Genomic DNA, 12690 nt, shown 5'->3' with positions numbered 1-12690 from the left:
GTGACGGTCCTAGGCTGAGCGAGTGGACGAGGTTCAGGACACCGATCCCGGCGGCATGCGTGTCTCCGGCCGGTTGCGGTTTCTGCAGGGTGAGCCGGTCACCGAGCCATTGCCGATCGCCGACTCGTTGCGGCACACGCCATACCGTGATCCACGCACGATGGAGGCACCCGAGCAGGAGGCGGCCGTTCGTGGCGCCCTCGAGCTCGCCGTGCGTGTCGGCGAGTTGATGCTGCGCTGCGGAGCCGGCACCCGTGATGTCGAGGCCGCGGTGGTCGCGGTCGCGGCGGCGGCCGGCCTGCGCCGCCTCGAGGTCGACATCACCAACCAGTCCCTGCTCGTGCAGGCGCCGACACCGGCCGGAGTGCCGGTCACCCTGCTGCGGGTCGTCCGCTCCAACACACGTGACTTCTCCCGGCTGACGGCGGTGCACGGGCTCGTCGAGGAGCTGGTGTCCGGCGGCATCGACGACGTCGAGGACGCGACCCGCAAGCTACGTCGCATCCAGCGCAGCTCGCGGCTCTACCCACGCTGGCTGGTGGGTCTCGGGTATGCCGGGCTGGCCGGCTCGGTCTGTGCGCTGCTCGGTGGTCACGCCATGGCGATCGTCGTCGCGATCGTGTCGGCGCTGCTGGTCGACCGCATCGGTCGCTGGCTGGGCAAGCGCGCCGTGCCCTCCTTCTACTCGGCCGCGGCGGGCAGTGCCGTGTCGGTGGTGCTGGCCTGGTTGGGCTACTTGATCGGCATCCACGGGTGGCTCGGGTTGCACATGCCCGCAACGGATTTCGCGTATGCCGTCGCGGCGGGCATCGTCGTCCTGCTGCCCGGCCGCGCGATGGCGTCCGCCGTCGAGGACGCGATCACCGGCTACCCCGTGACCGGCGCCGGCCGGCTGCTCACGGTCTTCCTCTCCACCGCCGGCATCATCGTCGGCATCGCCGCGGGCCTGTCGCTCACGCTGCGGATGGACAAGGCGTTGAACCTCGAGCTCACCGCGCCCCGGGCGTTGTCGTTCGGGGACGAGCCGGCAGTGCTCTGGTTCCGGGTGATCTGCGGGGCGATCGGCGCCACCTGCAGCGCGGTCACCGCTCGGGTGCAGCCACGCCACCTGCTGCCGGCCGGCCTGCTCGGAGCCGTCGGCCTGTTCCTGTCCGGCGGCCTGTCGAGCTCGCTCGGCCTCGGCGGCTTCCGGCTCGGCGCGACCACTTCGATCGCCGTCGCGGCCATCGCCATCGGCATCCTCGGTCGCCTGATCGGGCTTCGGCTGGGCGCACCGGCGCTGGTGCTGGTCGTGCCCGCGGTGTCGCCACTGCTTCCTGGTCTGCGCATCTTCCGCGGCATGTATGACGCGGTGTCCGGCAGCATTGTCGGCACCTCCGTCACGACGCAGGCGAACGCCGTCAGCACGCTGATGGGTGCGGCCGCCGTGGCGCTGGCGATCAGCACCGGCGTGGTGATGGGCGACGTGATGTCGGCGCCGCTGGACCGGCAGGCGTTGCACCGCCGGCGGGTACGGCGCCGCTGAGTCGCCGGCGACAAAAATTTCCGGCCGGATGCGACGGCCTGTGCGCTCCGCGGCGATCACCCGCGGATTCGTGGCAGGCACTGGGAACTACATCGATGTAATTTTACCTTGCGTCTCCGCGTGGCGACTTGCAATGTGCTCACGAGTCACACTCACACCTTGTGTCACATCCGTCAATCCCGTAACGTGCGGGACGCTTCAAGGCACCGATCGAGCCTGGCGCGAGCCCGGTTTTCGTCAGGAAAGGACAGCACCTTGCCGTACACACCGCGTCACAAGACGGATCGCCCGTCGGTCGCCGGCCGACGCGCCATGGGCGCCGTGATGGCCTCGGCCACCACGGTCGGAGCGGGTCTGGCCGCAGCCGGGCATGCCAAGGCGGACACGCCCTGGAACGTCTGGGACCGCGTGGCCAGCTGCGAGTCGAGCAACAACTGGTCGATCGACAGCGGCAACAGCTTCTACGGAGGCCTGCAGTTCACCAAGTCGACCTGGCAGGGATTCGGCGGTGGCAGGTTCGCCTCGAGCGCCCAGTACGCAACACGCGACCAGCAGATCTATGTCGCCCAGGCGACCCTGCGCGTGCAGGGCCCCGGTGCCTGGCCGGTCTGCTCCAAGAAGGCCGGGCTGACCCGGGCCAACGGACTGGCCGTCAGGGTCGATCTCGGCTCCAACCCCGCGCCCAACCCGAACCCGACGCCGCCGCCGTCGCGCGGTCAGCACCGAGCGCTGGTGCTCGACGGCATCGTGGGCCCGCTCACCACTGCCTCGACGCAGCACTGGCTCGGCATACGGCAGGACGGCGCCATGCGGTACAACGCACGGACGATCATCGCGTTGCAGGCACGGCTGGGTGTGCACCAGGACGGCGTCATGGGCCCGGTCACCACCGCGGCGGTGCAGCGCTTCCTGGGCGTCCCCCGCGACGGTGCCAGCCACCTCAACTACCGGACCGCCGTCGCGATGCAGGCCTACCTCAACTCCCGGGGCATGTGATCCCACCGAGAGGACACGAAACATACTGAGAGGACACGTTATTCGGCCCAAAACGGGCCGAATAACGTGTCCTCTCGGTGTGATGGTGTCCTCTCGGTGAAGAGGTGAGGGGCTAGCTGCTGTAGCGGTCGTTGAGGGCGTCCCACATCGGCTTGTCGACCAGGCGCTGCCGCTCGGCGAAGCCGACCACCAGGTTGTCCTCCTCGGTGACCCGGCCGTTGTCACGCAGCGCGGTCAGCGCGTTCTGCATGCCGAAGACCGCGCCCTGCAGCGCGGCGTTGGCATAGAGCACGATGCCGTAGCCGGCTTCGGCGAGCTCCGGTGCCGACACCAGCGGCGTCTTGCCGCCGATGACGAGGTTCGCGAGCAGCGGCTGGTCGACCATGCCGGGCAGGCTCAGGACCTGTTCGCGGTCGGTCAGTGCCTCGACGAAGAGGATGTCCGCACCGGCCTCGCCGAACTGGCGGGCCCGCTCGACCGCGGCCTCGAAGCCGTGCACGGCCGCCGCGTCGGTGCGCGCCATGATCAGCAGGTTCTCGTCGGTGCGCGCGTCGACGGCGGCCTTGATCTTGTTGACGGCCTCGTCGGTGCCGATGACCGACTTGCCGTCGAAGTGGCCGCACCGCTTCGGGCTGACCTGGTCCTCGAACTGGATGCAGTCGGCGCCGGCGCGCTCGAGCACCCGCACCGTATGACGAACGTTGAGGGCGTTGCCGAAGCCGGTGTCGGCGTCGACCAGCAGCGGCAGGTCGACAGCGTCGCGGATGCGCGCGGTGTGGTCGGCGATCTCCGCCAGCCCCATGAAACCCTGGTCCGGCAGGCCGAGCGACATGTTGGTCACACCTGCGCCGGTCACGTATGACGCCCGGTAGCCCAGGTCCTGAATCACCTTGGCGGACAACGCATTGAACGCCCCCGGCACGACAACGCCGGCACGCTCCTGGACCAGCGCCTTCAACTGCTGCTTGGTCGACGCCTCCATCACTTCTCCTTCGGTCCGAAGTCGTTCTCAGCGGTCACGAAGAGGTCGACATACTCGTGGACCGGCGTGGCCGCGAGCTTGGCCTGGTCGAGCGACACGTCGGCGAGCTCCTGCTGCCGGGCCTCGTCGAAACGACGGGCCAGGTTGCGGCGGAACTTCGCCTCCAGCAGCGGCAGGCCCTCCTCGCGGCGGCGACGGTGCCCGATCGGGTACTCGACGACCTCCTCGTCCAGCGAGGTGCCGTCCGTGAACTTCACGGTGAGCGCATTGGCGATGCTGCGCTTCTCCGGGTCGTGGTAGTCCTTGGTGAACTGCGGGTCCTCGACGCAGTGGATCTTGGCGCGCAGCGTGTCGATCCGCGGGTCGGCGGCGACGCTGTCCTCGTAGTCGCCGGCGGTGAGCCGGCCGAAGATCAACGGCACGGCGACCATGTACTGGATGCAGTGGTCGCGGTCGGCCGGGCCGGTCAGCGGACCCTGCTTGTCGATGATCCGGATGCACGCCTCGTGGGTGCGGATGGTGACCTCGTCGATGTCGTCGATCGTCTTGCCGGCGGCCTCGATCCTGTCCTTCAGCGTGTGTGCGGCCTCCACAGCGGTCTGGCTGTGGAACTCCGCCGGGTAGCTGATCTTGAAGAGGACGTTCTCCGCGACATACGAGCCGTATGGCCGCTGGAAGGTGAAGGGCTTGCCGCCGAAGCTGACGTCGTAGAAGCCCCACGTCGGTGCGGTCAGCACGGTCGGGTAGCCCATCTCGCCGGTCTGCGCCATCAGGGCCAGCTTCACGGCGCGGCTGCACGCGTCGCCGGCCGCCCAGCTCTTGCGGCTTCCGGCGTTGGGTGCGTGCCGGTAGGTGCGCAGGGACTGGCCGTCGACGAACGCCAGGGACACGGCGGCGAGCGTCTGCTCGCGGCTCAGGCCGAGCAGTGTGGAAACGACGGCGGTGCTGGCGACCTTGACCAGGATGACGTGGTCGAGTCCGACTGCGTTGAAGGAGTTCTCGAGCGCGATGACGCCCTGGATCTCGTGTGCCTTCACGATGCCCTCGATGACCGCCTGCATCGTCAGCGGCTCCTCGCCGCGCGCGACGCGCTCGCGGGAGATCCAGTCGGCGACCGTGAGTATGGCGCCCGAGTTGTCGCTCGGGTGGCCCCACTCGGCGGCCAGCCAGGTGTCGTTGAAGTCGAGCCAGCGCACGAGGGCGCCGTTGTCGAACGCTGCCTGCACCGGGTCGAGCACGTAGTTGGTGCCGATGACGCGGGCGCCGTTCGGCACGGTCGTGCCGGGCACGATCGGGCCGAGCAGCTTTGTCGCTGCGGGGTATTCGAGTGCTTCCAAGCCGCAGCCGAGCGCGTCGATCAGGATGTTGCGCGCGGTGGTCAGCGCGAGCTCGGAGTCGATCTTGTAGTCGCGGACGTAGTCGACGATGTCGACGAGCACGTCGTCCCAGGCGCGGCCGCTGGTCGCGGAATTCGTTGTGGTGGTGTTGGTTTCACTGCTGGACAAGGTATGTCGCCAATCGTTCATCGTGGGGTTGAAGCAAAGAACCTGCGCCGAATGACGGCTTCTTCGCCGAATGACGGCGCAATCTGACCGTCACTCGGCGAGAGAGCCGTCATTCGGCATAGGGGGTCGAGCCAAAACTATCGCCGCTTGGCCAGGGGGACGAACTTCTGGTCGTCGGGGCCGACGTAGTTGGCGCTCGGCCGGATGATCTTGTTGTCGACGCGCTGCTCGAGCACGTGCGCCGCCCAGCCGGTGGTGCGGGAGATGACGAACAGCGGGGTGAACATGTCGGTCGGCACGCCGAGGGCGCGGTAGCTGACCGCGCTGAACCAGTCGAGGTTCGGGAACATCTTCTTCGCGTCCCACATGACCGACTCGATGCGCTCGGCCACGGCGAAGAGCCGCTCGTCACCGGTGCCCTTGGACAGGCTCTGCGCGACCTTCTTGATGATCTTGTTGCGCGGGTCGGAGATCGTGTAGACGGGGTGGCCGAAGCCGATCACGACCTCCTTGTTGGCGACGCGCTCGCGGATGTCGGCCTCCGCCTCGTCCGGCGTGGCGTAGCGCTGCTGGATGTTGAGCGCCACCTCGTTGGCGCCACCGTGCTTCGGTCCGCGCAGGGCGCCGATCGCGCCGGTGATCGCGGAGTACATGTCCGACCCGGTGCCGGCGATGACTCGACCGGTGAACGTGGAGGCGTTGAACTCGTGCTCGGCATACAGGTTGAGCGAGATGTTCATCGCGTGGACCTGCTCGTCGGTCGGCTCGGTGCCGTGCAGCAGGTGCAGGAAGTGGCCGCCGATGGAATCGTCGTCGGTCTCGACGTCGATCCGCCGGCCGCTGTGGCTCCAGTGGTACCAGTAGAGCAACATCGACCCGAGCGAGGCGACCAGCCGGTCGGCGATGTCGCGGGCGTCGGCGGCGTTGTGGTCGTCCTTCTCCGGCAGCGTGCAGCCGAGGACCGAGACGCCGGTGCGCATGACGTCCATCGGGTGGCTGGCGGCGGGCAGCGCCTCGAGCGCGGTGCGTACGGCGAGCGGCAGCGAGCGCTTGGCCTTCAGCTGCGCCTTGTAGGTCTCGAGTTGAGCGACGGTCGGCAGCGTGCCGTGGATGAGCAGGTGGGCGACCTCCTCGAAGCTGCAGTTCTCGGCGAGGTCGTTGATGTCGTAGCCGCGGTAGGACAGATCGTTGCCGTGCTGGCCGACGGTGCACAGTGCGGTGTTGCCTGCCGGCACACCGGACAGTGCCACGGATTTCTTGGGCTTCGGCTTGGTGTCAGCCATGAGGGGCGCTCTCCTTGTCGATGAAGCTGGCGGGATCTTCTACCTTCACAAGATAAGCAATCAGCCGGGCCGACCGGCACCCGCACCGGTCTGCGAAGTTCGGACAGTTTCTCGACGCAGTTTGTGAAGTTTGTGAAGATGGGTGCATGAAGTTGATTCTGAACGAGCCTCATGGCAACGGGTGAGTACGCCGGTTTCGTCGTGCGCAGGGCGCGGGTCGACGCGGGGCTGAGCGGTGCGGCGCTCGCGCGACAACTCGCGATCTCGCCGAGCTACCTGAGCCAGATCGAGCACAACAATCGCGTCCTCACACCCGACCTGCGGATGCGGATCGCCACTGCGCTGGGCATCGACGCCCAGCGGCTGACGGTCCAGCCCGAGGCGCGCACGGCGGCCGCGCTGGTCGACTCCTTCGCCGAGCACGCGGAACTGCGGGCGTTGTCGATGGCGGAGGTCCGGCTGGTCGCCGAGCAACTGCCGGGGGTAGCGTCGGCGTTGCTCGATCTGGCCGCGGGCCGCCGCGCTGACCGGGAGCGGATCGAGGCGCTGGAGACGCGGCTGGGTGCGGACCGTGAGGACCCGCTCGCGCCACCGATGCCCTATGAGGCGGTGCGCGACTTCTTCTCGGTCCATCACAACTACTTCGACGCGCTCGACGTGCGCGCCGAGGAGCTGGCGAAGCAGCTCGGCATACAGCCTCGCCGTCGGTATGACGAACTGCGAAACCACCTGACAGCCCTGGAGATCGAGGTTGCCGAGGCGCCGCGGTCGGAGGTCGGCGGGCAACGTCGCTACGACCCGCAGACGCGCACGGTGCGGGTGGCGCAGGAGCTGCGCCCGTCGCAGAAGGCGTTCCAGCTGGGCAGCCAACTGGCGCTGGTCGTCGCCTCGGACCTGATCGACCAGGTCGTCGAGACCGCGCCGTTCCATGATCCGGTGACCACCAGGCTGGCGCGGATCGGCCTCGCGAACTACTTCGCCGGCGCCGTGCTCCTCCCGTATGGCGCGTTCCTGGCCGCGGCCCGCCGGGTGCGTTACGACATCGAGCAGCTCGCGGAGGATTTCGACGTCGGCTTCGAGACGGTGTGCCATCGGCTGAACACCCTGCAGCGGCCGGGGGATTCGGGCATCCCGTTCGCGTTCGTCCGCGTGGACCGGGCGGGCAACCTGTCCAAGCGGCAGTCGGCGACGCCGTTCCACTTCTCCCGCAGTGGCGGCACCTGCCCGCTGTGGACGGTGTATGACGCATTCAGCCGGCCCGGCCAGGTGCTGCGGCAGATCGCCGAGATGCCCGACGGGCGCGCCTATCTGTGGATCGCCCGGACGGTCAGCAGCGGGAGTGCCGGATTCCGTTCTCCGCACAAGACATTCGCGATCGGAATGGGTTGCGATCTGAGTTATGCCGACCAGACTGTCTACTCCGCCGGGCTGGATCTGCAGGACCGGACCCTGCGTGCCCAGATCGGGATGGGCTGCAAGGTCTGCGAGCGTCCGGCCTGCCCGCAGCGGGCGTTCCCGTTCGCCGGGCGCACCCTGCAGATCGACGAGAACCGCGGGCAGCTCTACCCCTACATGCACGAGTCCGAACAGGACTGACCCGGTGTGATCCGGCCCGGTGACAGCGCTGTTGACATATGCAGGTAAATACCTGCATATTGGAATGGTGATCGAACCGGACCAGGAAGCAGTGTTCAAATCGCTCGCGGACCCCACTCGCAGGCTGCTGCTGGACCGGCTGCGCCATACCGACGGGCAGACGCTGGGAGACCTGTGCACCGACGTGGGTATGGCGCGCCAGTCCGTCACCCAGCACCTCGACCAGCTGGTCAAGGCGAACCTGGTCACCGTCGTGCGCCGCGGTCGGGAACGACTGCACTACCTCAACCCGGCGCCCATCCACGAGATCCGCGATCGCTGGATCTCGGCATTCGACCGACCGCGCCTCGACGCGCTCGGCGCCATCCGACGAAACGCTGAGGAGCTCGCCATGAGCGAAACCGCAACAACCACAACAGTTCCCACCTATGTCTACGTCACCTACATCCGTGCCTCGGTCGACCAGGTGTGGCAGGCGCTCACCGACGCCGACCTGACCGCGGCCTACTGGGCACATCGCAACGTGTCCGACTGGGCGGCCGGCTCGACGTGGGAGCACCAGCGGCTGGACGGCTCGGGGAACGACATCGAGGGCCGCGTGCTCGAGGTCGACCGGCCGCGCAGGCTGGCGATCACCTTCGAGGATCCGACCGGCGACAAGCTCGAGCAGCCCTCCGTGGTCACCTTCGAGCTGGAGCCCGGCGACGAGCTCGTCCGGCTCACCGTGACCCACGAGCACCTGCCATCGATGGGCATGTATGGCGGCATCTCCCGCGGTTGGCCGGCCGTGCTGGCGAACCTGAAGTCGCTGCTGGAGACCGGCAATCCGTTGCCCACCGAGGTGTGGGACCTGATGCCCGCGGAGCAGTCGTGACCGCCGTGACCCGCCAGTTGGCACTGGCCGACCGGGCGATGAATCACCTGACGGACGTGGTGAATTCGCTGACCGCGGATGACCTCGACCACTCCACCCCGTGCCGGGACTGGAGCGTGCGCGATGTTCTCGCCCACGTCGCCGGAACGGCGGCCGCTCTTGCCGGCGATGCACGCACCGGCCGCCGGGAGTTGCCCACCGAACTCGTTCCGTTGGTGGATCCGGTCGCGGACACCCTGTCGGCGCTGGCCGATGTGCGCACCGCGCTCGCGGGCGGCGCCGGTGATCCCGCCGACGTGAGGCGGGTGGCCGGCGACGTCGCGATCGAATTCACCACGCACGCCTGGGATCTCGATCCCGGGCGTGCGCTACCGGACGATCTGGCGAGCGACGTCCTCGCCCTTGTCAGTCCAGTGCTGACCGACGAGTTGCGGCAACAGTTCTTCGCACCGCAGGCCGAGGCCGGCCCGGGTGCCACCGCGAGCGACCGGCTCGTGGCGTTCCTGGGCCGGGATCCGGCCGGGGTCATCCCATCGCGGCGGCCTGCGCCTGCTGCCGGGATGCCTGCGACGTCAACTGACTGAGCCTGCCGACCGCCTGCGCGCTCCCGCCCTCGGTGGCACCGAGAATGGCGGCGGCCAACTGCTGGCCCGTGGCATCACGCGCGGATCCCAGTGTGCTCAGGGAGTTTTCGGTCTTCGCGTACTGCGCATCTCCCGGACTGTCACTCTTGATCGCCGCAGTGGACGCCTTCAAGGTGTGCATCGCGAACGTGCCGGTCGGCGCGACCAGTTGCTTGTATGCCGCCTCCGCGGTCGTCAGCTGTGCCCGGTGGGTGCGTGCTGCGGGGGACAACGCCGAGTCGGCGATGATCGGCAGGACCGGCACCCCGTCGACCTGGTAGCGGTCCTGCAGGCCGGTCAGGAGCAGCAACGTCGGGCGCATGTCGACCTGATCGGTGAACGTGGCGTCGGTGCCGCGGGCCGAGATGCCCGGCCCGGCATACCCTGCCCAGATGTCCTGCATGTCGGGCCAGTAACTGCCGTGGTTCCAGGCGTATCCGGCGCCGGTGGTGTAGACGCACGGCTGGTTGCAGTTGGGCTGTCCGCCCCCGACATACGAGTCCTCACCGGAGAACGCGGTGAACGTCGGCGTGCGTGCCGGGTCGGCGCTGACGAAGTGCAGGATGCGCTGCTCGACCGCGTCGGCGATGTCGTAGGCGACCGGTTCCGTCCGCCCCGTGTAGGGGTTGGTGAAGCTCAGCGCGCCCAGATCCCGACCGAAGGTGCGGGTCAGTGCCGCGCTCCGGTCCGGGTTGCCGTTCAGCCAGATCGCCGGCGCCGGGTCGGAGTGTATGGCGAACGGCGTGGTGTTCCCGCGCTGCGTCGCGAGCAGTCCGGGGAGGTTCACATTGACCTCCGAGCGTGTCGCGTAGGTGCAGTAATTGCCAACGGTGCCAGTGCAATTCGCCGGTGTCGGCGCGCTGCCTGCGAAGTGGTCGCCCTCGTCGGTGGTGAAGGTGAAGAGGGTGTTCTGCGCCGTCATACCGTCCTTGGCCAGCCGGTCGAAGAACGCCTGGAAGGCCGTGTTGTATGCCGCGAGCTGTTGCTCGTAGGTCTGCTGTCCCGGTCCCATGTCGCCGGTGTGTGCGGCGGTGTGGTCGCCGTGGACGTCGGAGATGTAGAGGTTGACCGCCTGGACGCCGTGCTCGAGCAGTTGCGCGGTGTAGCCCAGCGAGTTGTTCGCGGTCTCCGAGTCGAAGCCGGGGAAGCCCGGGTTGCCGCTGCTGTCGGCGATGGTGGTCCCGTCGGTGGCCTTCACCGGTCCGTCGGGGCTGATCTGCGGCTGGATCTGGGCGTTGCCGAAGAGCGCCTTGTAGCCGGCGTAGCCGCCCGGCTCATCGGGCAGCGCGTCCTGCTGGCCCGACGCGCAGAGCGCGGCGCCCTTGGCGCAGTGCACCGCGAGCCCGACCATGTCGGCCTGCGCCTTGACCGGATCCGCCTTGGCCTCGGCCGCTTGTGGGGAGTCCGGCCCGAAGACCGTGGTGACATCGCTGCCGGTGTTCTCCAGCACGGTGTTGGGGCTGCCGACCTCGCCGACGTTGCACCCCGCCTCGGTGAACGGCGTCCACGGCGCCGGGACGTTCACGCTCTGCGCCGGGGGCGGTGCCGTGCGCGACGGCAGGTAGTCCAGGTTGTAGCGGTTGGTCGTCGTCCCACTGAAGGTCGTCAGCTTGTCGGTCCAGTAGGAGAAGGACGAGTAGCCGGTCGGGGTGCCCGTCGCGTCATACAGGTCGCCGCTGTTGGACTGGGTGATCGCATTGCGGTCCGGGTAGAGGCCGGTGGCGTTCGAGATCATGTTGGTGCCGGTGTGCACCAGGTCGTCGTGCGTATTGGTCATCAGGACGCCCTGGCTCTTCATGAAATTGAGCAGAGCCGGCATCTGCTCGAGGTCGCTCGCGACGTTCGGCTTGTCACGGGTGAGGTGCACGTTGTCGAAGTCGATCTGGACGACGTGCTGTATGCCGTTCGCCAAATGGCAACCGGAGACCGGTGTGTGATCAGGGTGTGGACCAGGGGCGGCGGCCAGGGCCGGCGACGTGCTGCCGACACAGAGGGCTGCTGCTGCGAGGGCACCGAAAAGCGTTGTCCGCATTGAGGCTTGTCCTGCGGTGGCGTTGCGAGTCGCAAGCTCCCTGCAACGCCAACGCAGCCCAAGCTTCCTGTGACTGTCCAGAATGAACTTCATCGATGGCTCCTTCTGAGGTGCCGTCCCGGTGGATAGGGATGCAACATTTGATCTTCCACCCGGAAGGACCCCGGCGGGGCGGGTTCGGGCCAAGCTTTTCCGCCGACACGTCGACGAGCCGGCACCGGTTGGCTGGTGCCGGCTCGTCGGCCGACCTGATCCGGTCCGTCGTGACGGATCGTGCGGTTCGATCAGGCCGGCGCCGCCGGGTCGTGGGCAGCGACGAAGCCCGCTGCACCGGCATGGCTCTCGACGTGGACGGCCGCAGCGGCGTGAGCGACCACGGCGACCGGGCACAGGGCACGTCGCAGCACCCGTTGGCTGACGGACCCGAGGACGAGCCCGGCGAGTTCGCGGTGTCCTCGGGTGCCCACGACGAGCAGCGACGCCGTGGCACTGTGCTCGACGAGCGCGTCGGTCGTCGGTGCGCATTCGTCGCGGGCGATGACCTGCACGCCCGGATGCCGCGACGACGGCCTGGCCAGCGCTTCGTCCAGTTGGGCATGGTGGTGATGGTGGGCCGCCTTCATGTTGCCGCCCGGCATCGGGATCCCGCTGGCGAAGTCCAACCGGTCCAGTTGCCAGCACAGCACGGCTTCCAGCGGCAGACCGCTGCGATCCGCTTCCGCGAAGGCGAAGTCGAGCGCGGCGTCCCCGTCGGGTCGTAGATCGACACCCACGACGATCGGGCTCCTGGACTGACGCTCCGTGACGGCCGCGCGGATGATCAGCACAGGACAGTGGGCCGCGCCGGAGACGCGTGTCGTGACCGAGCCGAGCACGGCACCACGCACCGAGCCGGTGCCCTTGGTGCCCAACACGATCTCGGCGGCGTGGACGGACGCGTGCACCAGCGCAGCGACGGGAGAGTCCGTCGGTTGCGACCAGGTGACCGCCGGCCGGCGTGGGCGGTGATCCACGATGCCGAGAGCCTCGGTGCAGACGTTGTCGATGGGTTCGACCTCGGCCGGGGAGTGGCTGGAGAACAACGTCCCCTCGGCATGGATGATGTGCAGCGGCCGCTCGGTTTCCGCTGCTCGGTCGGCGGCCCATCGAAGGGCGTGCCAGCCCTCCGGAGATCCGTCGACGCCGACAACGACGGCGTCTTCTGGGACGTGGCCGGTCATGGTTCCTCCTCGATCGAGTCCTGGTGGTGCAGTAGAACTTCAGGATCTGCGACC

Annotated in this window: 10 protein-coding genes; 5 read left to right on the top strand and 5 right to left on the bottom strand. The window is 68.3% G+C overall.

Annotation, left to right across the window (positions count from 1 at the left end):
• Positions 1–22 precede the first annotated feature (22 nt).
• Together VG502_RS07870 and VG502_RS07865 are read left to right on the top strand one after the other, a co-directional pair.
• Complete coding sequence (locus tag VG502_RS07870; protein WP_325549481.1) at positions 23–1525, top strand: threonine/serine exporter family protein; 1503 nt, start codon at positions 23–25, stop codon at positions 1523–1525.
• 255 nt (positions 1526–1780) lie between these two features.
• Entirely contained in the window at positions 1781–2521 is a 741-nt protein-coding gene (locus tag VG502_RS07865; protein WP_325549480.1) for a transglycosylase family protein, read from the top strand.
• Between the two features lie 112 nt (positions 2522–2633).
• Here VG502_RS07865 and VG502_RS07860 read toward each other — a convergent pair whose 3' ends face one another.
• From VG502_RS07860 to prpC, 3 genes are all read right to left on the bottom strand, one after another.
• A complete protein-coding gene (locus tag VG502_RS07860) occupies positions 2634–3503 on the bottom strand; it encodes an isocitrate lyase/PEP mutase family protein (RefSeq protein ID WP_325549479.1) in 870 nt (289 codons plus the stop codon).
• Positions 3503–5008: a bifunctional 2-methylcitrate dehydratase/aconitate hydratase gene (locus VG502_RS07855; RefSeq protein ID WP_325549478.1), complete on the bottom strand. Its 1506-nt coding sequence runs from the start codon at positions 5006–5008 to the stop codon at positions 3503–3505. Before VG502_RS07855 ends, VG502_RS07860 begins: the two co-directional genes overlap by 1 nt.
• A 137-nt stretch (positions 5009–5145) precedes the next feature.
• A complete protein-coding gene (gene prpC, locus VG502_RS07850; protein WP_325549477.1) occupies positions 5146–6291 on the bottom strand; it encodes a bifunctional 2-methylcitrate synthase/citrate synthase in 1146 nt (381 codons plus the stop codon).
• A 171-nt stretch (positions 6292–6462) separates the two neighbouring features.
• Between prpC and VG502_RS07845 the strand changes: the two genes are divergently transcribed.
• From VG502_RS07845 to VG502_RS07835, 3 genes are all read left to right on the top strand, one after another.
• Entirely contained in the window at positions 6463–7887 is a 1425-nt protein-coding gene (locus VG502_RS07845; RefSeq protein WP_325549476.1) for a helix-turn-helix domain-containing protein, read from the top strand.
• Between the two features lie 64 nt (positions 7888–7951).
• Positions 7952–8761, top strand: coding sequence for an ArsR/SmtB family transcription factor (locus VG502_RS07840; protein ID WP_325549475.1), 810 nt, complete (start codon positions 7952–7954; stop codon positions 8759–8761).
• Positions 8758–9345 carry a maleylpyruvate isomerase family mycothiol-dependent enzyme gene (locus VG502_RS07835; protein WP_325549474.1) on the top strand — a complete coding sequence of 196 codons (588 nt, stop codon included), beginning with the start codon at positions 8758–8760 and terminating at the stop codon, positions 9343–9345. The genes VG502_RS07840 and VG502_RS07835 overlap by 4 nt, the downstream gene beginning before the upstream one ends.
• Here the strand turns inward: VG502_RS07835 and VG502_RS07830 are convergent.
• Together VG502_RS07830 and VG502_RS07825 are read right to left on the bottom strand one after the other, a co-directional pair.
• Positions 9287–11416 carry an alkaline phosphatase family protein gene (locus tag VG502_RS07830; RefSeq protein ID WP_325549473.1) on the bottom strand — a complete coding sequence of 710 codons (2130 nt, stop codon included), beginning with the start codon at positions 11414–11416 and terminating at the stop codon, positions 9287–9289. The genes VG502_RS07835 and VG502_RS07830 overlap by 59 nt on opposite strands.
• Before the next feature lie 284 nt (positions 11417–11700).
• Positions 11701–12636, bottom strand: coding sequence for a universal stress protein (locus VG502_RS07825; RefSeq protein ID WP_325549472.1), 936 nt, complete (start codon positions 12634–12636; stop codon positions 11701–11703).
• Positions 12637–12690: the final 54 nt, after the last annotated feature.

Origin of the sequence: Flexivirga sp. (assembly GCF_035551235.1) — a bacterium.
GTDB lineage: Bacteria > Actinomycetota > Actinomycetes > Actinomycetales > Dermatophilaceae > Flexivirga.
The sequence above is the reverse complement of the archived record's forward strand: the minus strand, read 5'-3'. Positions and strand labels throughout refer to the sequence as shown.

Bases quoted from the DNA above. Each gene is read 5' to 3' on its own strand.
- prpC (WP_325549477.1), bottom strand. From the start codon at position 6,291: ATGGCTGACACCAAGCCGAAGCCCAAGAAATCCGTGGCACTGTCCGGT.
- VG502_RS07825 (WP_325549472.1), bottom strand. From the start codon at position 12,636: ATGACCGGCCACGTCCCAGAAGACGCCGTCGTTGTCGGCGTCGACGGA.
- VG502_RS07840 (WP_325549475.1), top strand. From the start codon at position 7,952: ATGGTGATCGAACCGGACCAGGAAGCAGTGTTCAAATCGCTCGCGGAC.
- VG502_RS07845 (WP_325549476.1), top strand. From the start codon at position 6,463: ATGGCAACGGGTGAGTACGCCGGTTTCGTCGTGCGCAGGGCGCGGGTC.
- VG502_RS07830 (WP_325549473.1), bottom strand. From the start codon at position 11,416: ATGCGGACAACGCTTTTCGGTGCCCTCGCAGCAGCAGCCCTCTGTGTC.
- VG502_RS07860 (WP_325549479.1), bottom strand. From the start codon at position 3,503: ATGGAGGCGTCGACCAAGCAGCAGTTGAAGGCGCTGGTCCAGGAGCGT.